Genomic DNA, 24,524 nt, shown 5'->3' with positions numbered 1-24,524 from the left:
ACTCCTGCTGCGCCTACTATTGGACCTGCTGGTGTGAATACATAGGTATTTGATGGATCATAATTTGATATGGTTGAACTTCCTGCTGATGAACAACTAGCCGCTACCGAATTAATAGTGGGTTCTGGTTGAACTAGCAACTGATCAAAATAACTAAATGAAGCTGAAGAAGTAGAAGAACAACTTCCATTTGAAGCTATTAAAGTATAATTTACACCTGTGTTCATATTTGATATAACACCACCAACTCCAATTGTTGGTCCCAGAGGACTAAAAGTATAATTCAATAATGCATCATAATTAAAAATAGTACTTATGCTATTTGATGAACAACTTGCAGGAGTTGTATTTACAACTGGGGTATCTACAAAACAATTACAAGACTGATTAGCTCCTTCTATTTCTATATAAAATGGTGAAATTGCACCACCGGTTCCATCAACTATAAAATAATATTCTTGTCCAGTAACTAATCCCGATAAATTCAGTTGATTATTTCTGGTTGAGCCATTAAGGTATTGAGGCGAAAAATAAGAATCATTTAAAACATCGTCTGGACAACCACCTGTAATAACTACATTATCAGCCGGAGTACAAATGTTATTATCTGAACCAGGAGAAATACCAAGAATTTGTATATTTCCTGAAATTCCGGAAATTGTTATTTTAGCACTACTTTGAGTAGCCGTAAATCGAAACCATGAAGAATTATTTTGAGCTGCATTCCAACTACAACCTGTGGTATTTCCATTAAACATATCTGATACTTGAGGAGTAAAACCATCATTAGTAGCAATTGTAATTTCGTTAGAACTTACACATAAAGGTGAGGAACAAGAATCGTATGTAGTAGTAGAAATTTGTGAATTTATGCTTAACGGAACACCAAAAACTAAATCAATTTTGTTAAACTTTCCACCCGATGAAACTGAAGATTCGGTTATAGTAATTGTCCAATCTCCATTTGGATCAATTCCATTAAAAGCAGAAAAATCATCTTGAGAACGATAATAGCCTATATGAAAAGGCTGAGTTGTACCTCCATGTTCAAATAATCGTTTTAAAACATTATTGTATCTAAATTTTGTATCTATTTGTCGAATTATGGAATTTGGAAGTCCATTAGTAGCTACTAATTCTATAACTAAAGCACCTTTCTGTAAAACAATTCTGTAACTACTATAATTTCTAGTATTTGCATCATCACCTAAATGCAAATTAACTTGATTTAGCTCAAAAACACCGTTTTGAAGAATTGGTAATCCAGAAACTGTAATTGTTTTTGTTAATGACGCATTCCATGATCCTGCAGGTTCAACTACACTGTTTGTAAATGTTTGAGAAAAAAGGAATAAGGGGAAAAGTAGAAAAGCAAAAATAATTTTCTTAACCATAATAGATAGATTTTTGATGACTATCAAATGTATCTTTATGGTTAAGAAAAATTAAAAAAAATGATTAGATATAATTAAATGTAATTTTTTGTAATTATTAAAATTTTAATTATCAATTACTTAACAAAATAAAATCAAATACAAAGAATTTAAAATTTTAATAAATTTTCAATCAAAAGCATAGTGTTTTCTTTAAAAAATTTAATTTTCTCAGATTTTAATTTGGAATTATTATTACTTATAGCATCATATTTAGAAATATAACATTCTGCATATTTTATAACAATCTCTGAAAACGATTTTTTGGAACCAATAATATCTTTATCATTAATAATAATGTTATCTGAATTAATTAACAATGAATATTCTCCATTATCATTAGAAAACAATAATTCTTGTGTAATCTTATATGTTGAATATCTATTAAAATATTCTATCATTCTGAATTTAGCAACAGAAATATCATTATTAAAGAGTGAAATATTATTTCTTTTTGAGATTGAAAAAAGCATCCAATATAAAAAAGGATGTAAAATTTTGTTATTATTTATAGTAACCGTTTCAATTTCTAAATTAGATAACTCCAATTGAACTTTTAAATATGAATTTAATTTATTTTGAAATCCAATTTCAATCTTCTTAACGGATATGACATGAATTTCCGATTTTTCATTTTGAAAATTTACATTATCTTCTTGGACTTGAATGGCTGAAATTAAATACTCTAGCGATAAAAAATATAAAAAGAATGAAATAACAAACCCAAAATAAAAAACTAGAAATAAAGCTAAAAATATTGGATAGAGGTGGTATAATAATTCTGGCAAAACCTTTGATAAGGGCAAAATGATTTGAGTTGTTGAAAACAAAATAAAACTAAACATTATAAATTTCAAAACAACTGAACTTAACTTAAATCCAGATAATGAAAGCTTCATAATATAACCTAATAATAAAATACAAAAAATTGAAACTAAAGCATCTAAAATAACTATTATTATCCTTGACAATGTTCCAAAATTATCATAAAACTTGTCTAAAAATGTAAAAATTGAAATTATCGAAATAAATACAATAAAAACTATTGCAAACCATTTTTCGCGCTGTTTTATCAATCTAGTCAATCTATTTTCTTCATTTAATAATGGAAAATAAGATATACTTAGTAAAAAAATTAAGTTACTTACCGAGGAAATCATTCTATCTACAACAACATAATCAAGACTAAAATCCTGAATGTCAAATAATTTATTTCCAACAATAAATGTTCTATGAAAAAAACTAATCGAAATTAATATTAATGCTATATTTGAATCCTTTAAAAATGAATTTTTTGTTTTTTTTCTTATCATCCATAAATAAAACAAATAGAATCCACTTAATAAAGAGGTGCCAAATAATACTATTAAATAAAACGTTTTATATTGCATAAAAAATAATAGTTTAAACTTCTGTAAATTTAATTAATATTTATTCTAAAAAAATATTTTCCCATTAATTAAATTAAAAAGCCGACAGATTGTATTTACATGCCGAAAGCTTACTGTTTATTCATCCTGTTCTAAATAAAGAAATAAGAATAATTAAGGAACCCGAATTTTAAATTAAGATGTACTTAAATACAATTCAATTTTTCCTACTAATTCTTTAAATGTAAAAGGCTTTCTAATGTAGGCTTTTACCCCTAAACTCAATCCGTATTCTTCATCTTTTTGTTCAACTTTTGCTGACAGTAAAAGAACCGGAATATGAGCATATTCAGAAATTATATGTTGTTCCATAAATCCATATCCATCTGTGTTAGGCATCATAACATCGCAAATTATAATATCTGGGATAATCTCTTTTGTTTTTTGCAATCCTTCTGCTCCATCTTGCGCTAAAAACACATCGTAACCTACATAAATTAACATTTCTGCGATGGTTTCTCTTAGATTAACTTCATCATCAATAATTAATATTTTTTTCATAATTGTAATTATTATTTGTCGTTAAGTGGAAATTGTAATGTTACTTTTGTTCCTTTTCCTAATTGGCTTTCTAATGCTACATTTCCTGAGTTCTTTTTAGTAAACATTTTTATAATGTATAGTCCTAATCCTGTTCCTTGAATTCCGTTAGAATTACTTGCTCTGAAGAAAGTATTAAATAATTTAGGCTGATCTTCTTCTGGAATACCTATTCCATTATCAATTATTTCAATAAAAACTTTATTTTGATTTGTAAAAAGATTCAATTTTACATTTCCAAATCCTACAGAGTATTTAAATGCATTGCTTAATACATTAAATAGTGTGTATTTAATAAGATTTATGTCTGCAAAGATTTCAACTAAGGAATCATCAAACTGTACTTCTACTTCCCTATCGTCTTTTTGATGTGAAAAACTGGTTTCTATTACTTCTAAACAAATTTCTTTTAAATTACAAACAACAGGATTATAACTCGTTTTGTCTGCATCATCTTTTGAAATTGTTAAAACGGCATCCATAAGTTCTACAATTCTATCAATTTCTTTTGTTATGGTATCAATTCTTTTTTCTACTTGTAGTGCATTTGCAAATTCATTATTTTCCAAATACATTGATATAAGTTCAGCACTTGTTCTAATGGTGGTCATTGGAGTTCTAAATTCATGCGAAATGGTAGAAACTAAATTTGTTCTCAATTCATTTAATTGGCGTTCTTGAATTAAAGTATCTTCGATAATTTGTTCTGCTTTTTTTCGCTGTGTGATATCACGCGTACTGGATTGAAAACTAACCGGAACATTATTTTCAAAAACTAATGTTGCATTTGTTTCAAACCAAAAATACTCTCCATTACTATTTTTTAATCTAACTTGCTCAGAAAAACGTTTATTATTTTTAATTATATTTTCAAGTTTATTTTTAAATTTTTCTAAATCTTCTGGATGAACAAGTTCTTGAGGATTTCTATCAATTAGATCTTCTGGTGAATATCCTAATAATGTTTTTATAGAAGGGGAAACATATTTAAAAGTTGCGTCTAAATTATGTAAACAAACTATATCTATTGTATTATCGGCTAATAATCGATACCAGTTTTTAGCTTCAATAAGTTGCTGAGCTTTGTTGCGATTGTTTTCTTCAATTAATTTTCGATTTTCATCTTCCATTCTTTTACGTTCAGAAATATCAACTACTTGGGCAACATAGTGTTGAACTTTCCCTTTGCTATCTTTTACAGTAGAAACAGATAAATGAACCCATACTAAAGATTGATTTTTATGAATGAATCGTTTTTCAAATTGAAAAGACGAAATTATTCCATCATCCAATTGTTTTTTATAAGCTAAATCAATTTCAAGATCTTCATAAAAAGTAAACTCCTGAAATGTAAGTTTTTTAAATTCTTCTTTGGAATAACCTAAAATCTCAGTCATTCTGTTGTTTACAACTATCCAATTTCCGTTCAAATTAACAAGAGCGGAACCAAAAGATGAATTATTAAAAGCTCCTTTAAAACGTTCTTCACTTTGTTGCAATTCATGTTTAAGTAATTTTTCTTGAGTAATATCTTGCATTGCCCCAATCATCCTTATAGGATTACCTAAAGCATCATATTTTATAATTGCCTTATCACTCACTACGGCATAAGTACCATCTGCTTTTAGATAACGATATTCATACGACCATTTTTGTTGCTTTTCTATAAAAGCATTATCGATAGAACTTTCGTATTCGAATTTATCATCTGGATGAACTAAATTTTCACAAAACTCTCCAGGTATTATATTATTTTTAAATTGATACCCAAAAAGAAGAGAATAACTTTCACCTACAAAAATTTCATTTGTAATTATATCCCAATCCCATAAAGCGTCAGATGTAGCCTCACTAGCATATTTGAAACGTTCGTTACTTTCAATTAGAGCATCTTCGGCTTTTTTTCTAGCCGTAATGTCATTAAAGGTACAAATTACATATACTAATTCTCCATCATCTCCAAATACAGGAATAGCATCTACAAGCAACCAAACCAAATCATTGGTAATTGGTCGATGAACTCCCATTAGTATATTATTTATGGGAATTAATTTACGTATTGCTTGTGGTACAGGATGTTCATCTGCTTTAAATTCAGTTCCATCTAAATGGACAACTTTCCAATGCGGATCAAAAGAAGATTTTCCTAACATTTGATCTTCTGTTAATCCTAACATTTCACAAGCCGATTTATTGTATTCTAAAAATTCAGATTGTGGTCCTTGAACAATAATTCCAACGGCAGCATTTTGAATAACGTTTGTAATTAATTGACGGCTTTTAAGAATTTCTTCATTAATTCTTTTACTTTCAGTAATATCAATTCCGTAACCCGTCATCATATCAAATTGCCCGTCATTTTGGAGAATTGGTATGAATTTTCTAATAAAATAACGTATTTTCCCGTTTAAATCAACTATTTGATCTTCCCATTCAACAATTTCTTTTGTTTTTAATGCTTTTAAGAATTTTTCACGTCTACTTTTTGCAAAAGTATCATCTCTACCGGTATGTTTTGCATACTCAAAATCGTCTTTTCCAATAATAAAATTTCTTAATTCATCATTCTTTATTGCTTCTCGATTTAAAAACATATAACGATGATTTTCATTCCAAACACCTAGATCAATTGGAAGGCGGTCTAATATTTTTCCGTAAAATTCTTTTTGATTTGAAATTTCTTCTTGTGCTTCTATAAAATCCGTAACATCTCTACAATTTCCAATGTAAAATAATGTTCCATCACGTTCCACTAATTTTACATCAGATGAATGCCATATGTAGTGACCCTTTTTATGCTGTATTCTATAAGTTATTGATTCATTAGATTTTTGATTGAGTTCTAATTTACTTAAAAATTCGCCAACTTTTTGAATATCGTCTGTATGAATATATTCAGCTGTATTTTTACCTATAACCTCAGAAATAGTATAGCCAGTTCCCGACTCCCAACTTTCTGAAATATATAGAATTTCTCCTAATTGATTAAGTTCATAAAAAATCTCTTTAGAATTAATCGCAAATGAATCAAACTTATTAAATCGGTTATTTAATTCTTTCGTTAATTTTATATTTTTTAAAAATACTTTAAGTAAAGATTGAATTTGATTTACAGTAAATTCGATTAATTTTAGCTCAGAACTAGTAAATATCTTACTTTCAAAGTGTAATAAACTCAAAGTTCCAATTACTATATTTTCTTCTGTTTTTATCGGATATAAAGCTAGAAAAGTAACTTCATTTGATAATTGTTCTGAGATGTTATAAGGTTCCTTAAGTTGTTTAACTTTTTCGGAATATTCGCCAATTTTATTAGAAATCGAGTTTACATCTAAATCTCCGTTTTTAATTGTGAAAGCTGAATTTGCTATTTCAGTTGAAAACAAAACAAATGCTATGTTACATTCTTCTTTTAAATAAGTCAACAAGGTATCAAAAGAATCTTCCAAACTAACTAAATCGTTTGTATATAAATTAGATTCTTTGTAATGAATGCTTGACATAGTCATAATCATTTAAATTATTTAATTGTTATTTACAATAAATGAGTAAAATTGAACTATTGCAATATAAGGCATATATTTTTTGAAATTAAAAAACAGACTATAAATTTAATACAATTTACAAATAGCTTAAAAGACGTAGAGCAAAAACAAACGAAACTATCAATTTTTCATTACTATCAATTTTAGTAATTTATATCAAAAATAAGTAAATAAAATAAATTAAATTTATTATTATGTAAGTTTTTTTAATTACAAATCTTATATTTAGACTTTGAAAACAATCCCAATGAAAAATAGATTTTTAGTTATCCTAATAGTACTAGGAATTCAACAAATTACTGCTCAATTTACTCGCCGAGATTCTCTACAAGGCGGTTTACGCATAGAACGAACATGCTATGATGTAAAACGATATGATTTAAATATTACAATTAATCCTGATCAAAAAAACATAAAAGGATTTAATGAAGTTACATTTGAAGTACTTACACCTACACAAAAAATTCAAATGGATTTATTTGAAAACATGAAAGTAGATTCAATTGTATGGAATGCAAATAAGTTAAAATATACCCGAGATAACGATGCTGTTTTTATCGATTTTACAGAAAAATTAGTTTCTAAATCAAATCATAAACTTAAATTTTATTATTCAGGAAATCCAATAATTGCCAGAAATGCACCTTGGGACGGAGGTTTTGTTTTCTCAAAAGATAATGCTGGAAAAGATTTTATCGCAGTTGCAGTTCAAGGCACAGGTGCTAGTTTATGGTATCCGGTAAAAGATTCACAAAGTGACGAACCCGATAATGGTGCATCTATTAAAGTTGCTGTTCCAAATGGTTTAATGAATGTTTCAAACGGACGTTTTTTAGGATCTCAAGATTTGAAAAATGGTTATACACGTTGGGATTGGGAAGTAAAAAACCCAATTAACAATTACACCATAACAGTAAACATTGCCGATTACGTTCATATTCAGGATAAAATGCCTGATTTAGATTTGGATTATTACGTGTTAAGAGAAAACGAAGCCAAAGCTCGTGAACATTTTATGGAAGTAAAACCTATGATGGAATGCTTTCAATCTAAATTTGGTCGTTATCCTTTTTGGGAAGATGGTTACAAATTAGTAGAAACTCCTTATTTAGGAATGGAACATCAAAGTGCTGTTGCTTATGGAAACAAGTACAAGAAAGGTTACATGGGTTTTGATTTATCGGGAACTGGTGTTGGGATGTTTTTCGACTATATAACCATACACGAAACGGGTCATGAATGGTTTGGAAATAGTATTACAAGTTCTGATATTGCTGATATGTGGATTCATGAAGGTTTTACAACCTATTCAGAAACCGTTTTTGTTGAGTGTATAAAAGGATATGACATTGCAATGAAATATGTTAATGGTCAGGCTAAAAATGTTAAAAACGACAAACCAATTATTGGGCAATATGGTGTAAACAATGAAGGATCTGGAGATATGTATTTTAAAGGTTCTTTATTATTAAACACGCTAAGACATATAATTGGAGATGATGAAAAATGGTGGCAATTACTTTATAATTATTCTGAAACTTTTAAAAAACAAATTATTACTTCAGATACCGTAATTGATTATTTTAATAAAGCTTCAGGTATGAATTTAACGCCAGTGTTTAGACAATATTTATACACCAATCAAGTTCCTACTTTTGTATATAATGTTAAAGGTGATTTTTTATATTATTCATGGGATAATGCCAATGAAGACTTTAATATGCCAATAGATATAGCATTTGAAGGAACAAAAATTAGATTAAATCCAACCCTAAAAGTTCAAAAAATTAAACTAAAAAAACTCAATAAAAAGAGTTTTCAAATATTCGACAATCAGTTTTATGTTAAAATTAAAGAAGGCCATTAGCCTTCTTTTTTTATACTATAAATCGATTCTTATTTTTTTTAGTGTTTGAATACGGTTTACTTTTTTAGTATTTGTTTCTACAAATTCTGAAATAAAAACTATTTCTTTTGGCTTTTCAAACTTATCTAATTCTTTAAAAATAAAATCATCAAACTTTTGTTGCTCGCCTTCTACAACTAAAACTATTTTTGTACCTAATAAAGAATCCGGCAGGCCTGTAATAAAAAATCGATTTGAAATTTTTGATGCTAGTTTAGCTTCAATTTGCTCGGGAAATAATTTAATTCCACCACTATTTATTACATTATCAAAACGACCAAGCCATTTAAATTTCTTATCATTATCAATTTCTACAATATCGTTAGTTATAATTTTACTTTCTGAAATAGTTGGCGCACTAATAACTAAACAGTTCCTTTCATCTGAATCAATTGCAACATGAGACAATATGTTAAAATACTCCTCACCTATCTTTTTAGCAGCAATATGAGTTATCGTTTCGGTCATTCCATACGTTTCGTAGATTTCAGCATTTACGTTATTTAATTTTAACGCCAAAGCATCAGAAACTTTTGCTCCTCCAATAATTATTTTTTTAAATTGATCAAACTTATTTAAACTATTTTCAGCTTGCAATGGAACGATAGCTACAAAATCATAAATTTTATCTTTTTGTAAATCATCTAAATTTGAACTTGGAATTATATAATCTAATTCTAAACCAATTATTAAAGCTCTTACAATCATCATTTTTCCTGCAATATATCGAGGAGACAAACATAATAATGCTTTGTTTTGTGGTTGTAAATTAAAAAAATTGCCAGTTGCAACAGCAGAATGTACCATTGCTTGTTTATTTATGGTAATAATTTTTGGCGTTCCAGTTGTTCCAGAAGTAGTTAACTCTATGGTTTCTTTATCGTCCAGCCAGTCCAATAAAAATTCACCTAACTCATTTTCAAAATCTTCTCCTTCTTTAATAGAACTGTAAGCAAATTGAAAAAGTGCTTCTTTATCTAAATGAACCCCATTGATTTTAAATCGATTGTGAATATTTTTATAGTGTGGTATCATTTGTAATTTAATCTTCTATATTAATTTCAACCAATTTACCGGTTAATTTTTCTTTCCAATTATTCCATTTGTAAACTTTAGAAAAAATAAACAGTAAAGTAGGGAATATTATAAATATAGGTAATAAAACATCAAAACCTGTTGATGGCTCAGATACATCTTTTAAAATAGAATTGGTTTGAAATGCGGTCCAATCTGCCGTAAGTAACAAAGCTCCTACTAAATTATTAGCGGCATGAAATCCTAAAGCAAGTTCCAAACCCTCATCCATTAAAGTCATAATTCCTAAGAAAAAACCAGTACCTATATAATATACCATAATTATGTAACCTATTTTACCAACTTCAGGATTTGCAATATGCATTAACCCAAACAAAATAGAAGTAACAAGCAATGGAATTAATCTACTATTTGTTGCTAATCCAATTCCTTGCATCATATGCGCTCTAAAAAGATATTCTTCAAAACTAGTTTGCATTGGTATTAAAATAATGGCAAGAATTAAAAAAATAAAAAACTTTTCAGGCTGAAAATTCCATTCAAAATTTTCGGGTTGGCTGTAATAAAGTGCTAAAATCATTATAGTGGTAATGCTTCCCCAAAGAAAAAAAGAAAAAAATACTCTTTTCCAATCAATTTTTGATCTCGATGTAGTTAAACTAGTTAAAGAAATGCCTTGAATAATTTTTGTCCAAAAAAGAACGAGTAACAATCCGATTGCTAATGGTGCTACTAACAAAACAAAGGTTAAGTTTACGCCTAAAAGTCTTATATACTGATTAATAATTTCATTTGTATCTACTCCATCTGATAATAAAAAATTTGAAAACATTAATAAAATGAACCCTAAAGGCAAAGGAAGATAACTCCAAACGTTATTTTTACTTTTTTTTAATTGTTCTATATACATGATTTTTACACTTCTTTAGTTTGCTACTAAAGTAGTATTTTTTATTTCTTTGTAAAAAAGAAAATATGATAACTATTTACCATAATCCAAGATGTACAAAATCAAGAGAAGGTTTGTGCGAAATTGAAACACTAAATCAACCTTTTACAGTTAGAAAATATCTAGAAATTCCTTTTACAAAATCTGAATTTGAAGATGTAATTAAAAAATTAAATATACAACCTATCGAATTAGTTAGAACCAAAGAAAGTATTTGGATTGAAAACTATAAAGGCAAGGCATTAAATGATGATGAAATCATTGAAATTATGCTTAAAAATCCAAAATTAATTGAGCGTCCCATTATTGTAAACGGAAACAAAGCTATCATTGCACGTCCGTTAGATAAGATAAAGGAAATTCTGTAGTAGTTTTAACAAAGATTTAGCAAAGTAAGGCTAAACCAAAAGTTACTTTTGCAGTCTTATTTGTAAAACAAGTTATGAAAAACAAAATTATACTAATTGCGATTAGTTTATTCTTTACTTTAACTTCGGTTGCTCAAAGACCAGAAGCTAAAAAAATTACAGTTACAGGAAAAGTAATTGAAAAAGGAACAAATCTTCCTTTAGAATATGCTACAATTGTATTTGAAAATATTACAAACAAACAACTTTCTGGCGGAATAACAGATGAAAATGGAAATTTCAAATTTGAAGTAGTTGCTGGAAATTACAATGTAAGAGCTGAATTTATTTCATTTAAAAATGTATTAATTCCTCAAAAGAACTTTAGTGCAGATGTAAATTTAGGTACTATTCAAATGGAAGCGGATGTTGCTCAATTGAATGAAATTGAAGTAATTGCAGAAAAATCTACAGTTGAAATTAAACTTGATAAAAGAGTTTACAATGTAGGTAAAGACATGATGGTAAAAGGTGGAACAGTAAGCGATGTGCTAGATAATGTACCTTCTGTAACCGTTGATGCTGAAGGAACTGTTGCTTTACGAGGAAACGAAAATGTAAAAATTTTAATAGACGGAAGACCTTCTGGCTTGGCCGGAATTAATATTGCTGACGCTTTAAAACTATTACCAGCTGATGCTGTAGAAAAAGTAGAAGTTATTACAAATCCATCAGCTCGTTATGATGCTGAAGGTGGCGGTGGTATTATTAATATTGTTTTGAGAAAAGGGAAAACAAACGGTTTAAATGGTTCTGTAATGGTGAATGCAGGTGATCCTGAAACCTATGGAACAAGTATAAACTTAAACAAAAAAAGCGACACTTATAACTTGTTTTCTACATTTGGATACAATTACAGAGATAATCCAGGAAATACAATGGTTAATTCTGAATATTTTAATGCTGATGGTTCTACAAGTCGTTTCATTGAAGAAAGAAGAACAAATAACAGAATTAGCGAAGGCTACAATGCTAATTTTGGTATAGACTTAAATTTATCTAAATCATTAACTTGGACGAATGCATTAACTTTCAGAGAAAATAATGGTAGAAATCCTGATAATGTAAATTTCTACAATTTTGATTCTGGTTATAATTCTACTTTTATTAGAAATCGTTTTAACGATCAAAAAAATGATGAGTTTAGTATTGAATATGCATCAAATTTTGTTAAAAAATTTAAAAAAGAGGATCATAAATTAACTGTTGATATTGCAGTTTCTCAAAACAGAGAAAATCAATTTGCAACAATTACAGATCAAATTTTATCGGATCCGTCTTCTCTAACTTTAGAAGGAACTTCTAACATTAATCAGCAGCAAAGAAATTTAATACAAACTGATTATGTGTTGCCAATTGGTGAGAATGGAAGATTTGAAGCGGGCTACAGAGGAAGCTTCCAAAACAATTTAACTGATTTTGTTGTAACACCTATATCTGATCTTTCAAATAATTTAGAATACGTTGAAAATGTAAATGCTTTTTACACCCAATATGGATCTAAAATTAATAAATTTTCTTATTTCTTAGGCGTTCGTTTTGAAGACAGTCATATAGAAGTAAACTCTTTATCATTAAATAATTACAACACTAAAAAATACAATAACTTCTTTCCTTCAGCAACTGTTAACTACGAGTTTTCTGAAACTAGTTCGGTTAGTTTAAGTTATAGCAAAAGAATTAACCGTCCAAGAGGTCGATTTTTAAATCCAGTATCATCATTATCAAGTAACATTAATATTTTTCAAGGTAATCCAGATTTAGATCCTTCATTAACAGATGCAATAGATTTAGGCTATTTAAAAAGATGGAAAAAGCTTACTTTTAATACTTCTGCTTACATTAATGTAACAAATAATTCGTTTCAATTTATAACAAGAGAGTCTGGTCTTTTTGTTGAAGGTGTTCCAGTAATTTTAAGTACACCTATTAACTTAGCAAAAGAATACAGAGCTGGATTTGAATTTAATTTAAATTATACGCCTTATAAATGGTGGAGATTAAATGGTAATTTTAATTTGTTTAGAAACGAAACACAAGGAAATTATAGCTACGTAAATTATTTAGGTGATACTATTGAGCAAAACTTTGACAATGTTGCTTTAACTTGGTTTACAAGAATTAATTCTAAAATTACATTGCCATACAAAATAGATTTTCAGACAAACGGAACTTACAGCGCGCCTCAAACCAATGCCCAAGGTCGTTCACTTGGTGTAGCGTCAATGAACTTAGCTTTTAGTAAAGATATTCTAAAGGATAAAGCAAGTATTTCTTTAAATGTGAGTGATGTTTTTAACTCTAGAAAAAGAATTATGGAAAGAGAAATTCCAAATGTAGTAAGTTCGTATAGCGAAATGCAATGGAGACAAAGACAAATTATGTTAACATTCACATACCGTTTTAATAAAAAGAAAAACGAAAGAGAAACCCGTAGAGATGATAATGGTGGTGGCGAAGGAGACTTTATGGGAAGACCATAATACAAAACGACAATCATAAAATAAAAAAAGTCCCGATTATATCGGGACTTTTTATTTTTAAAATTAAAAGAAAATTATCCTTCTAATTCAGCTTGTCTTTTTGCTCTTTTCTCTTTAATCAATTCCATGATAGCTCCGCCCAACCAATAGTGAACAAATCCTACTAAGAATATCATTAACCAAAAACCAATAGTTAAAATGGTTAAGAAAAGTAAAAAACCTAGGTACTGTTGAAATTCAAACATAATATTTTCCGGAATTTATGAATTCATGTCAAAGATAATAGTAATATTTATTTTTGACAATAGAAACTTAATTATTTTTATTTAAAACCACTTTTTTACTTTAAAATATACAAACATTACCGCTACTATTGTTAACATAATTCCCCAAATTATAAAATAACCATACTTCCACTCTAACTCAGGAAAATATTTAAAGTTCTGACCATAAACCCCAACAATAAAAGTTAAGGGCAAGAAAAACATTGAAACAACGGTTAGCGTTTTCATCACTTCATTCATTTTGTGATTCTGCGCAGAAAAAAAATAATTAGATGCACTTTCAAGCGTAATCAAATCTGACTCAATTTGTTCTAATAACTCTAAACACTTTTGATGTAATCTTGAAAAAAAGAATAATTTTCGGCCTGAATATCATTAAAAACATCATCATCTTTCATACTTTTTATAGAATATAAAGAATCGCGAAGCGGAATAATCGAACGTTTAAGGAAATTAAAATTGTCTCTATGTTTTTCAATCAATTCTAAAACTTCTGGTTTTGTACTGGTTTTTGATAAATTTATTATTTGATCTACTTTATCTTCTTCGCTTTCTATGGTAATGTAAAAGTTTTCAATAATTGCATCTAATAAAAGATACAACAAAAAATCTGCTTTTTTAGTTCGTATCACACCCGAATTTATTCGAATGCGTTCGCGGATATAAGTAAAGAAATCACTTCTTTTTTCCTGAAAAGACAACAACATATTATCTTTTAAAATAAAACTAATTTGCTCATAACTAATCGTATTCGAATTTTCTATTGGTAGAAGTGATTTTACATTGAAAAATAAAATATCGTGATACTCTTCTAATTTTGTTCGCTTAGTGGTATTCAAAATATCGCCAATAATAAAACTATCGGCACCAAACTTTTCGCCAATTTCGGCAATAAGTTCTGGTTCATTTAAGCCGTGAATGTTTAACCAATTCACTTTTGATTCATCGATACTTTTACTAATATTGTTAGGAACGAGTTGTTGAAACTCTTTAACATCATGAGCGTCGTAAACAAACAACTGAATTTCTGTTCTTGTATCTTTATGAACTCCTGTATATTCTAGTGTACTAGAGTGAACTTTTCTTCCTTTTTTATATTTTATTTTTCTCAAAACAAACAAATTTTATATAAAGATAGGAGTTTTTAAAAATGAGAAGTATTTTTACTGAAATTTATTTTTTGATGAAAACACTATTTATCAACATAAAAGAATTATTACAAGTAAGAGAAACCAATATTGATAAAATATCTGGAGTCGATATGGCTATTTTACCTAAAATAAACAATGCCTTTCTTTTAATTGAAAACAATATCATTGCCGATTTTGGTTCAATGGAAAACTGTCCAAAACTTTCAGATGCTAAAATTATTGATGTAAACGGACAAGTTATCTTACCCACATGGATTGATAGCCACACTCACATTGTATATGCAGGAAACCGAATTCAGGAATTTGTTGATCGAATTAATGGATTATCATATGAAGAAATCGCTAATCGTGGTGGTGGAATTTTAAATTCGGCTAAAAAATTAAACGAAACTTCTGAAGATGAAATTTACGAACAATCGAAATTACGTTTAGAGGAAGTAATGCAACAAGGAACAGGAGGCGTTGAAATTAAATCGGGTTACGGATTAACAGTAGAAGGCGAATTAAAAATGCTTCGTGTAATAAAACGTTTAAAAGAAAATTATCCGATTGCTATAAAGGCTACATTTCTTGGCGCTCATGCTTTTCCAACAGATTACAAAGAAAATCATGCTGCTTATATCGATTTGATTATTAATGAAATGTTACCTAAAATTGCAGCAGAAAATTTAGCCGATTATATTGATGCTTTCCTTGAAACTGGTTATTTTTCTGTAGAAGAAACCATTAAAATTATGGAAGCTGGAAAAAAATATTGTTTAGAATCAAAAATTCATGTAAATCAATTTACAGCAATTAACGGAATAAAAGCTTGTGTAAAAAATGGTGCTTTATCAGTAGATCATTTAGAAATTGTTACCGAAGAAGACATTGAAGTATTGAAAAACAGTAAAACAATGCCGGTTGCATTACCAAGTTGTTCTTATTTTATTAGTATTCCGTATACACCTGCTCGTAAAATGATGAATGCTGGTTTACCATTAGCATTAGCAACCGATTATAATCCGGGAACAACACCATCAGGAAACATGAATTTTGTTGTGTCAACCGCGTGTATTAAAATGAAAATGACACCTGAAGAAGCAATTAATGCTGCCACAATTAATGGAGCTTATGCCATGGGAATTTCAGACACTCACGGAAGTATCACGAAAGGAAAAAAAGCCAACATAATACTTACTAAACCTCTAACTAGTTTTTATCAATTACCCTATTCTTTTGGTACTAATTTAATTGATAAAGTTATGATTGAGGGAAAATTTATTTAAAATTATGCTAAAAACTATTCTTTTTATTGGATTTGGAGGTGCTATCGGAAGTATCTTTCGATATTTAACTCATTGGATAACTACTAAGTATTTTCAAAGTTCATTTCCTTTGAGTACTTTTTTAGTTAATGTTATTGGAAGTTTACTAATTGGACTTTTTATTGGTTATTTAGGGAAATATTTTCCTGATAATCATCCTTTAAAATTTTTCTTAATTGTAGGGTTTTGCGGAGGATTTACAACCTTTTCTAGTTTTGCACTAGAGAACTATAATTTAATGCAAAACAACCAGCAAATTATGGCTTACTTGTATATGGCTGTTTCAATTATTCTAACAATAATAGCTGTTGGATTAGGGAATTATCTAGCAAAATATTTATAAAAAAAAGTCCAATAAAAATAATTTTATTGGACTTTTAAAACATTATAAAACGATTATTTTAATTCGAAACTGGTTTTAGAAACTAATTCAGAATTTTTATCGAACACATTAACAAAATAAGTTCCTTTAGCAAAATCTTTACCAGAAACTTCTTCGTTTACCTGAACTGTTTTATTTTCATATTTTACAGTAGAAACAAAACTATACGTTAATGTTTTATCTCCAGCAGGAATTGTTTTCTTTTCTCCTAAAATATTGCTTTTACTATCAATAATTTGAACATAATATTCCCTTGCCCCTGTTTTTGCAATTTGATTTTCAGCTATTAAAAAACTTACTTTTAATTTATCTGCTCTTCCTGCTTTATCTGTTTCAATTTGTTTTCCAGAACTTCTTTGTTTAACTGCTAAAACCTTTAAGTTTAAAACAGCTAATTTAGAACCTTTTTCAACTGTTTTCGTTAATCCTTCGTTTTGAGTTAATAAAGTATCATTGAATTTCTTTGCATCAGATAAAACTACGTTTGTACTATCTAAACTAGATGTTAATGCAACATTTTGTTCTTTTAAAATTTTATTCTCAGCAATTAAATTATCCATTTCACGTTTTAAACGGAAATACTCATTTTTATATTTTGCCATTGCTGCAGCATCACCTTTAGATTTTTCAACTTGTTCTAAAAGTTCAACCATTTTAGCTTGTTCAGATTGTAATTCATCTTTTAATGCTGTATTATCAGCAATCATTACATCATATTCAGCAATTTTCGATCTTAATTCATCTGATAAAGTTGCTTTTTCTAAAGTTACTTCAGATAATTTATTTTCAGTTTCATTTTTATCTGAATTTAGTTTAAAAATATAACCAATACTTCCTAATAAAAGTAATGCTAATACTACCACAGCAGCTTTTAATCCAGAGTTGTTCGATTTGTTTTCCATTTTTTTGTTATTGATGGGGTTATTGTTAAGTTTTTTCAAAAATACAATTTTTAAAGTATTTTCTAAATTTTAAACAGATTTTATTTAAAAATAGTACTTTTGGTTTGCATTTATATTGAATATGGAAAACATTATACTTTTAAGTCAAAACGAATTAGCAAAAATTACGAATCACAGAAGTGGCGAAATAAAATTTGGAGAAAAAATAATAACGGTGCCTAAAGACACTAATATTATTGATTTTATTACCAATAGCGAAGCTAAATTTGTTTTAATTGGTATTCCAGAAGATATTGGTATAAAAGCTAATTTAGGAAGAGTTGGTGCAGCCTCTGCGTATGAAAGTGCACTGGCTAGTTTAGCAAATATTCAGCATAATAAATTTTGTAAAGGAAGTAATTTACTAGTTTTAGGGAAATTAAATGTAGCCGAACAACTAGAAAAAGCTCAAAATTTAGATGCTAATAACAAAGAACACCGAAAAGAATTATTCAAATTAGTAGAACAATTAGATGTAGAAGTTTCTCATATCATTCATAAAATTTGTAATGCAGGTAAAATTCCAATTATTATAGGTGGCGGACATAATAATGCATATGGCAATATAAAAGGTTTAGCTTTAGCTAAAGGAAAGCCTGTAAATGCTGTAAATTTTGATGCTCATACCGATTTTAGAATTTTAGAAGGACGGCATTCAGGAAACGGATTTAGCTATGCCTACGAAGATGGTTTTTTAAAGAAATATTTTGTTTTTGGTTTACATGAAAACTTCGTTTCTAAAAGTGTTTTTAATACTTTAAAAGAATTAACTTCAAGAGTAAAATATGTGACATATGAAGAAATTGAAGTTAAACGAGAGAAAAACTTTGAAACAGAATTAGAAAACGCTTTAAACTTTGTTAAAAATGAACCTTTTGGTGTAGAATTAGATTTAGATGCTATTCCAAATATTCCTTCTAGTGCCATGACTTTAAGCGGGTTTAGTGTAGATAAAGCTAGGCATTTTGTTTACTATTTTGGAAAACATCAAAACGCATCCTATTTTCATATATGCGAGGGCGCTCCTGATTTAGATGATTCTAATAACAATCATTTAACTGGTAAATTAATAGCTTCATTAATTACCGATTTTATGAAAGCTAAAAGCAGCTAAATACAACTTCCTTAAAATAACACTATCTTTGTACCCTTGCGAAACGTTTTCAGTGAGAAAATTTATATTATATGACATTTAACGATTTAAAATTATACAACAACATACAACAAGCTTTAGAAGAAGAAGGTTACACAAACCCTACTCCTATTCAAGAGCAAGCTATTCCTGAAATTTTATTAGGACAAGATTTGGTAGCTTGTGCACAAACAGGAACCGGAAAAACAGGTGCCTTTGCGATTCCTATTTTAAATTTAATTCACAAAATTGTAGGTTCTGCAAAAAAAGCAAAACATATTAGAACTCTAGTTGTTACCCCAACTCGTGAATTGGCCATTCAAATTGATGAAAGTTTTAAAACCTACGGAAAATATACCAATGTAAAATCGTTAGTTATTTTTGGTGGTGTTAATCAAGTGCCTCAGGTAAATGAATTAAAAATGGGTATTGATGTTTTAATCGCTACTCCAGGAAGACTTTTAGACTTACACAAACAAGGATTTATTGATTTAGATCATTTACACCATTTGGTTTTAGATGAAGCAGATCAAATGTTAGATATGGGATTTATAAATGATGTAAAAAAAATCATTAAATTAACTCCAGATAATAGACAAACTTTACTATTCTCGGCAACAATGCCAATTGCAATTAGAGAATTAGCTGATACTTTTTTAACACGACCTAAATATATTTCGGTAACACCTATTTCTAGTACCGCTGAAAATGTATCTCAAAAAGTATATTTTGTAAATAAAGATGATAAACGTTTACTTTTAAAACAATTAATTATTGAAGAAAGTTTAAGCAATGCTTTAGTCTTTACAAGAACAAAACATGGAGCAGATAATATTGTGAAAGTTTTAAAAAAAGCACATATTAAAGCTGAAGCCATTCATGGTGATAAATCTCAAAATGCACGTCAGCGCGTATTAGAGCAATTTAAAAACAAAGAAATTGATATTCTTGTAGCTACAGATATTGCCGCTAGAGGAATTGATATTGAGCAACTTCCTTTTGTAATTAATTTTGATATACCTAATATTTCTGAAACGTATGTACACCGAATTGGTCGTACAGGTAGAGCTGGAAATTCTGGTTTAGCCATTTCTTTTTGTGGAAAAGACGAAAAACCGTATTGGTTAGACATAGAGAAGTTAATCCGAATGAAAGTTAAAATCGTAACAGATCATCAATATACGTGGAAAGACGAAGAAGTAAATCCGGATGCAAAACCCGATTTGAGAAATAAAGACAAGAATAAAATGAATCCGAATTCAAACTCAAGAAAATCGGAAGCATCTAAGAAAAACAAAAAACGTTGGTATTAAAACCAACGTTTTTTGTTTATTAACCCACCAATCGTCTTATGGTTTGGAAGAGTTTTTGACTTTCAAATGGTTTTACAATTACTTCATCAATTTGTGCATCAATAATTTTATCTTCAATATCCTGCTTATCAAATGCTGTAAGAGCTATAATAGGTATTGTTATCCCCTTTTTACGCATTAATTTAGAAGTTTTAAAACCATTAATTATTGGCATGTTAATATCCATTAATACTGCATCAAATGCTACTTTATCAATTAAATCAAGTGCTGCATATCCGTCATCAACAATGTCACAGATAAAATGATTATTCTCTAATAATTTTTTAGTTATAACCTGATTTATTTTGTTGTCTTCAACAACTAATATTTTATATACTTTTTCACTTGAAAATTCAACTTTTAAATCATTTAATGATTTTTCATTAGAAATTTCAGACTCTAAAGGAATTGTAAAAGTTATAGTGGTACCAATGTTTTCTTTACTTTCTAATTGAATTGTTCCTTTAAAAAGTTCTACCATTTTTTTAACAATAGTCAGTCCTAATCCTGTTCCTTGATAATCATCTTCTTTTCTATAAACCTGAACAAATTTTTCAAAAACTTTTTCCTGATCTTGTTTTGCAATACCAATTCCGTTATCAATTACTTGAAATTTAATGGCACACTTCGTTCCGATTTTTTCAAATAGTTCTGCTTTAATTATAACGTTTCCATTAGTAGTAAATTTTAATGAATTACTAATTAAATTAATAAATATTTGCGATAAACGAACTTTGTCTCCCATTAATAATTGAGGAATAGTAGCATCTAAATCAATATTTATAGTATTGTTATTTTTTATAGCTAAAAAATGTAAAGAATCTTTAATTATAGTTAGTTCTTCTTGAAGATTAAAAACTAAATTTTCTAAAACCACCTGATTTTCTTCAATTTTATACACTTTAAGAATATCATTAACTAAAGCTAATAAGTATTTAGCAGAAAATTTTAATGACTTTAAATGCGGACTATTAGCAAGTTCTTTGTGTTCATCTAAAATAATATCGGTAATTCCAACAACTCCATAAAGCGGAGTTCTTAACTCGTGGCTAATTGTAGAAATAAACTGGGTTTTTAATTGCGATGCTTCTTCTGCTTTTTCTTTGGCTGTAAGTAAATCTGAATTAGCAATCTTTAAATCTAGATTTGCTTTTGCTTTAATTTTATTATTTCGGTATAGGGATAATAAAAGTAGTAATACAATAAAAAAGATGACTCCTAAAAGAATTACAAAAATTCTATTTGCTTCTAGTTTTTCTTGTTGAATCTCTTTTTCCTTCTGAATTTGCTCAATTTTCCTATTAATTTCATCTTTATCAATTTGTAATCCTCCAACTTTTACATCATTTATACGCTCTTGATTGTAAATTTTATCTTGTAGTTCATCATGTTTAAGAAGATAAAAATGTGCTTTTTCAAAGTTTTTAATTTTGTAATAAAAATTTGATATATCATGATAAACTTCAACGGCATTAGATTCAATTAATTCAATTTCATTTTGTTCACAATATTGTACTGCTTTTAAATAATACTCTTCCGCTTTTTTGTCATTATTTAAATGATTGTAATATAATCCGAAATTAGAGTTTAAAGATATTTTAGCTTCATTATCGCTATAATCATCAATGTAATTTTTTATTTCATTAAAATATTTAATACCATTACTAAAATCTTCAACTGCAAAATAAGCGCTTCCTATATTAAGCTTTGAAAACATAATTTCATACTCATCATTGTGCAAAACAGAATATTTAAGACCTTCTTTGTAATGTTCAATTCCTTTTTTAAAATCGATTTTACGATAACAATAAACATTTCCTAAATTATTATTTAGCCAACCTTTAACGGTATCATTATTTACTTTGATTGCTAAATCGAGTCCTTTTTTATAGTATTCAATAGCTTTTTTATAATCAGTAAATTCTTCGAAATTTAAACCAATGATGTTATAGGCTTTAGCTGCCATTAAATCATCTTCGCTTTTTGTAGCTATAACTAATGCTTTTTGAGCAAAATCGAGCGATTTCTTTGTTTCTAAGTTTAGAAAACTTTTTCCTGCATTATTTAATAACTCTTTAGCTTTCTTTATTTCATTTGAATTATTCTGCGAATAAAAAGGTTGTATTGCCCAAAAAAAAATAAAAAAAAATGTAAAATGCTTTAAAAACTTCATTATTTAGGGATATAAAGTAAATGCCTAAAATAAAAAAAAATCCTGATAAAATCAGGATTTTTAAATAAATGTTTATCTAATTAACTTTTTATATTTTATTCGGGTTGGAACTACATCTTTACCAAGGCGTTTTCGCTTATTTTCCTCATACTCAGAGAAACTTCCTTCAAAGCAATATACTTGAGAATCTCCTTCAAAAGCTAAGATATGAGTACAAACTCTATCTAAAAACCATCTATCATGCGAAATAATTACGGCACAACCTGCAAAGTTTTCTAAACCTTCTTCAAGAGCACGTAATGTATTTACATCCAAGTCATTTGTTGGCTCATCTAATAACAAAACATTTCCTTCCTCTTTTAAAGTCATTGCTAAGTGCAGTCTATTTCGTTCTCCTCCAGAAAGTGTTGCTACTTTTTTGTTTTGATCACTACCGCCAAAATTAAAACGAGATAAGTAAGCTCTAGAATTTACTTGTCTTCCTCCCATCATAATTAATTCTTGTCCATCACAAAAATTTTCCCAAAGTGATTTATTAACATCAATATTACTATGGGTTTGATCAACATAAGCAATTTTAACTGTTTCCCCAATTTCAAAAGAACCTGCATCTGCTTGTTGTTCTCCCATTATCATTTTAAAAATGGTTGATTTACCTGCACCATTTGGTCCGATAATTCCAACAATTCCAGCTTGAGGCAATACAAAATTTAAATCATCATATAATAATTTATCTCCAAATGCTTTTGCAACTCCTTTAGCTTCAATTACATTAGTTCCTAATCGAGGCCCGTTTGGAATATATATTTCTAATTTTTCGTCTAATTCTTTTTGATCTTCGTTTAATAATTTATCATAATTCTGTAAACGCGCTTTTTGTTTGGTTTGACGACCTTTTGCTCCTTGACGCACCCAATCCAACTCACGTTCTAAATTTTTACGACGTTTAGAAGCTACTTTTTCTTCTTGTGCCATACGAGTCGATTTTTGATCTAGCCAAGAAGAGTAATTTCCTTTCCACGGAATACCTTCTCCTCTATCTAATTCTAAAATCCAACCTGCAACATTATCTAAGAAATATCTATCGTGCGTAACCGCAATAACAGTTCCAGAATATTGTGCTAAATGTTGTTCTAACCAAAGTACCGATTCTGCATCCAAGTGATTTGTTGGCTCATCTAATAACAATACATCTGGTTGTTGTAAAAGTAAACGACATAAAGCTACACGACGTTTTTCTCCACCAGATAAAACAGAAATAGGAGTTTCTGGATCTGGAGTACGAAGCGCATCCATTGCTATTTCTAATTTATTATCGATTTCCCAAGCACCACAAGCATCAATTTTATCTTGTAATTCTGCCTGACGATCCATAAGTTTTTCCATTCTTTCTGGATTTTCATACACTTCTGGTAAACCAAAATCGTCATTAATTTTATTAAATTCTTCTAATAAAGCGAAAATTTCTGCAGCTCCTTCACGAACTACATCAATTACAGTTTTAGTTTCATCTAATTGAGGCTCTTGTTCTAAATATCCAACTGTATAACCAGGTTGAAACACAACATCACCTTGATAATTTTTATCAACTCCTGCAATAATTTTTAATAATGAAGACTTTCCTGAACCATTAAGTCCTAAAATTCCAATTTTAGCACCATAGAAAAAACTTAAATATATATTTTTAAGTACTTGTTTATCGGCACCTGGATAACTTTTACTCAATTTTTGCATTGAGAAAATTACTTTCTTATCGTCTGACATGATTTTTTGTTTATTGTTAGTGGTTTATTGTTTCTAGTTTTATAATTAGGCTTTTAAGTTCAAAAATTCTTAATTCTTAATTCTTAATTCTTAATTCTTAATTCTTAATTCTTAATTCTTAATTTAATTAAACTCTCCCTTTTAAGGCATTAAAAACCCAGGCAATTGCAAAAAAGCCTACTCCTACTGCAGAAAATCCCCATCCTGCTACATCTGCATAACGGTAAATTCCTAAACCAATAAGTAATAATCCCATTAAAATCATTATAAAAGTAGCCCAAGCTAATACTGTATTTTTATTCATTCCCAT

At 28.5% G+C, this 24,524-nt stretch carries 17 protein-coding genes and 2 pseudogenes; 7 read left to right on the top strand and 12 right to left on the bottom strand.

What is annotated here, in order from left to right; translation table 11 throughout:
• From GFJ99_RS10575 to GFJ99_RS10560, 4 genes and pseudogenes are all read right to left on the bottom strand, one after another.
• A pseudogene (locus GFJ99_RS10575) lies at positions 1-1,394 on the bottom strand (hypothetical protein); the annotation flags it as partial.
• A 149-nt stretch (positions 1,395-1,543) separates the two neighbouring features.
• The gene (locus GFJ99_RS10570; RefSeq protein WP_153208677.1) at positions 1,544-2,824 is read right to left on the bottom strand and encodes a hypothetical protein; all 1,281 of its coding nucleotides are present in this window, start codon (positions 2,822-2,824) and stop codon (positions 1,544-1,546) included.
• A gap of 174 nt (positions 2,825-2,998) precedes the next feature.
• The gene (locus tag GFJ99_RS10565; RefSeq protein WP_153208676.1) at positions 2,999-3,364 is read right to left on the bottom strand and encodes a response regulator transcription factor; all 366 of its coding nucleotides are present in this window, start codon (positions 3,362-3,364) and stop codon (positions 2,999-3,001) included.
• Between the two features lie 11 nt (positions 3,365-3,375).
• The gene (locus GFJ99_RS10560) at positions 3,376-6,906 is read right to left on the bottom strand and encodes a PAS domain S-box protein (RefSeq protein WP_162523951.1); all 3,531 of its coding nucleotides are present in this window, start codon (positions 6,904-6,906) and stop codon (positions 3,376-3,378) included.
• A 289-nt stretch (positions 6,907-7,195) separates the two neighbouring features.
• On the opposite strand from GFJ99_RS10560, the gene GFJ99_RS10555 reads away from it, so the two are divergent.
• Positions 7,196-8,815 (top strand): M1 family metallopeptidase, encoded by a 1,620-nt coding sequence (locus tag GFJ99_RS10555; RefSeq protein WP_153208674.1) that lies wholly within the window; start codon positions 7,196-7,198, stop codon positions 8,813-8,815.
• 15 nt (positions 8,816-8,830) lie between these two features.
• On the opposite strand, the gene GFJ99_RS10550 is transcribed toward GFJ99_RS10555, so the two are convergent.
• The gene (locus GFJ99_RS10550; protein ID WP_153208673.1) at positions 8,831-9,889 is read right to left on the bottom strand and encodes an AMP-binding protein; all 1,059 of its coding nucleotides are present in this window, start codon (positions 9,887-9,889) and stop codon (positions 8,831-8,833) included.
• 7 nt (positions 9,890-9,896) lie between these two features.
• A complete protein-coding gene (locus GFJ99_RS10545) occupies positions 9,897-10,799 on the bottom strand; it encodes a CPBP family intramembrane glutamic endopeptidase (RefSeq protein WP_153208672.1) in 903 nt (300 codons plus the stop codon).
• Between the two features lie 65 nt (positions 10,800-10,864).
• On the opposite strand from GFJ99_RS10545, the gene arsC reads away from it, so the two are divergent.
• A complete protein-coding gene (arsC, locus tag GFJ99_RS10540; RefSeq protein ID WP_153208671.1) occupies positions 10,865-11,206 on the top strand; it encodes an arsenate reductase (glutaredoxin) in 342 nt (113 codons plus the stop codon).
• Positions 11,207-11,280: 74 nt separating this feature from the next.
• Positions 11,281-13,728: a TonB-dependent receptor domain-containing protein gene (locus GFJ99_RS10535; RefSeq protein ID WP_153208670.1), complete on the top strand. Its 2,448-nt coding sequence runs from the start codon at positions 11,281-11,283 to the stop codon at positions 13,726-13,728.
• A 74-nt stretch (positions 13,729-13,802) separates the two neighbouring features.
• On the opposite strand, the gene GFJ99_RS13660 is transcribed toward GFJ99_RS10535, so the two are convergent.
• On the bottom strand, positions 13,803-13,973 hold the full coding sequence (locus tag GFJ99_RS13660; protein WP_008258162.1) for a hypothetical protein: 171 nt from the start codon (positions 13,971-13,973) through the stop codon (positions 13,803-13,805).
• A gap of 81 nt (positions 13,974-14,054) precedes the next feature.
• Positions 14,055-15,124, bottom strand: a pseudogene (gene corA, locus GFJ99_RS10530) (magnesium/cobalt transporter CorA).
• 71 nt (positions 15,125-15,195) lie between these two features.
• On the opposite strand from corA, the gene hutI reads away from it, so the two are divergent.
• Both hutI and crcB read left to right on the top strand, forming a co-directional pair.
• Positions 15,196-16,431, top strand: a complete 1,236-nt coding sequence (gene hutI, locus GFJ99_RS10525) for an imidazolonepropionase (RefSeq protein WP_153208669.1) — start codon at positions 15,196-15,198, stop codon at positions 16,429-16,431.
• Between the two features lie 4 nt (positions 16,432-16,435).
• Positions 16,436-16,813 carry a fluoride efflux transporter CrcB gene (crcB, locus tag GFJ99_RS10520; protein WP_153208668.1) on the top strand — a complete coding sequence of 126 codons (378 nt, stop codon included), beginning with the start codon at positions 16,436-16,438 and terminating at the stop codon, positions 16,811-16,813.
• Positions 16,814-16,866: 53 nt separating this feature from the next.
• Here the strand turns inward: crcB and GFJ99_RS10515 are convergent, their stop codons facing one another.
• Entirely contained in the window at positions 16,867-17,754 is an 888-nt protein-coding gene (locus tag GFJ99_RS10515) for a hypothetical protein (protein ID WP_153208667.1), read from the bottom strand.
• 121 nt (positions 17,755-17,875) lie between these two features.
• Here GFJ99_RS10515 and GFJ99_RS10510 point away from each other — a divergent pair, with 121 nt between their 5' ends.
• A complete protein-coding gene (locus tag GFJ99_RS10510; RefSeq protein ID WP_153208666.1) occupies positions 17,876-18,907 on the top strand; it encodes a formimidoylglutamase in 1,032 nt (343 codons plus the stop codon).
• 71 nt (positions 18,908-18,978) lie between these two features.
• On the top strand, positions 18,979-20,238 hold the full coding sequence (locus GFJ99_RS10505; protein WP_153208665.1) for a DEAD/DEAH box helicase: 1,260 nt from the start codon (positions 18,979-18,981) through the stop codon (positions 20,236-20,238).
• Between the two features lie 19 nt (positions 20,239-20,257).
• On the opposite strand, the gene GFJ99_RS10500 is transcribed toward GFJ99_RS10505, so the two are convergent.
• The 3 genes from GFJ99_RS10500 to GFJ99_RS10490 form a co-directional block, all read right to left on the bottom strand.
• Positions 20,258-22,450, bottom strand: a complete 2,193-nt coding sequence (locus GFJ99_RS10500; protein ID WP_153208664.1) for an ATP-binding protein — start codon at positions 22,448-22,450, stop codon at positions 20,258-20,260.
• 72 nt (positions 22,451-22,522) lie between these two features.
• Complete coding sequence (gene ettA / locus GFJ99_RS10495; protein WP_153208663.1) at positions 22,523-24,214, bottom strand: energy-dependent translational throttle protein EttA; 1,692 nt, start codon at positions 24,212-24,214, stop codon at positions 22,523-22,525.
• A 127-nt stretch (positions 24,215-24,341) separates the two neighbouring features.
• Positions 24,342-24,524 carry a CAL67264 family membrane protein gene (locus tag GFJ99_RS10490; protein WP_008258152.1) on the bottom strand — a complete coding sequence of 61 codons (183 nt, stop codon included), beginning with the start codon at positions 24,522-24,524 and terminating at the stop codon, positions 24,342-24,344.

The organism is Flavobacterium sp. LMO6 (genome assembly GCF_009495795.1).
GTDB lineage: Bacteria > Bacteroidota > Bacteroidia > Flavobacteriales > Flavobacteriaceae > Flavobacterium.
The sequence above is the reverse complement of the archived record's forward strand: the minus strand, read 5'-3'. Positions and strand labels throughout refer to the sequence as shown.

Coding starts and splice junctions, on each gene's coding strand:
- GFJ99_RS10515 (WP_153208667.1), bottom strand. CDS start 17,754: ATGGAAAACAAATCGAACAACTCTGGATTAAAAGCTGCTGTGGTAGTA.
- ettA (WP_153208663.1), bottom strand. CDS start 24,214: ATGTCAGACGATAAGAAAGTAATTTTCTCAATGCAAAAATTGAGTAAA.
- arsC (WP_153208671.1), top strand. CDS start 10,865: ATGATAACTATTTACCATAATCCAAGATGTACAAAATCAAGAGAAGGT.
- GFJ99_RS13660 (WP_008258162.1), bottom strand. CDS start 13,973: ATGTTTGAATTTCAACAGTACCTAGGTTTTTTACTTTTCTTAACCATT.
- GFJ99_RS10555 (WP_153208674.1), top strand. CDS start 7,196: ATGAAAAATAGATTTTTAGTTATCCTAATAGTACTAGGAATTCAACAA.
- crcB (WP_153208668.1), top strand. CDS start 16,436: ATGCTAAAAACTATTCTTTTTATTGGATTTGGAGGTGCTATCGGAAGT.
- hutI (WP_153208669.1), top strand. CDS start 15,196: ATGAAAACACTATTTATCAACATAAAAGAATTATTACAAGTAAGAGAA.
- GFJ99_RS10560 (WP_162523951.1), bottom strand. CDS start 6,906: ATGTCAAGCATTCATTACAAAGAATCTAATTTATATACAAACGATTTA.
- GFJ99_RS10570 (WP_153208677.1), bottom strand. CDS start 2,824: ATGCAATATAAAACGTTTTATTTAATAGTATTATTTGGCACCTCTTTA.
- GFJ99_RS10505 (WP_153208665.1), top strand. CDS start 18,979: ATGACATTTAACGATTTAAAATTATACAACAACATACAACAAGCTTTA.
- GFJ99_RS10510 (WP_153208666.1), top strand. CDS start 17,876: ATGGAAAACATTATACTTTTAAGTCAAAACGAATTAGCAAAAATTACG.
- GFJ99_RS10535 (WP_153208670.1), top strand. CDS start 11,281: ATGAAAAACAAAATTATACTAATTGCGATTAGTTTATTCTTTACTTTA.
- GFJ99_RS10565 (WP_153208676.1), bottom strand. CDS start 3,364: ATGAAAAAAATATTAATTATTGATGATGAAGTTAATCTAAGAGAAACC.
- GFJ99_RS10490 (WP_008258152.1), bottom strand. CDS start 24,524: ATGGGAATGAATAAAAATACAGTATTAGCTTGGGCTACTTTTATAATG.
- GFJ99_RS10545 (WP_153208672.1), bottom strand. CDS start 10,799: ATGTATATAGAACAATTAAAAAAAAGTAAAAATAACGTTTGGAGTTAT.
- GFJ99_RS10500 (WP_153208664.1), bottom strand. CDS start 22,450: ATGAAGTTTTTAAAGCATTTTACATTTTTTTTTATTTTTTTTTGGGCA.
- GFJ99_RS10550 (WP_153208673.1), bottom strand. CDS start 9,889: ATGATACCACACTATAAAAATATTCACAATCGATTTAAAATCAATGGG.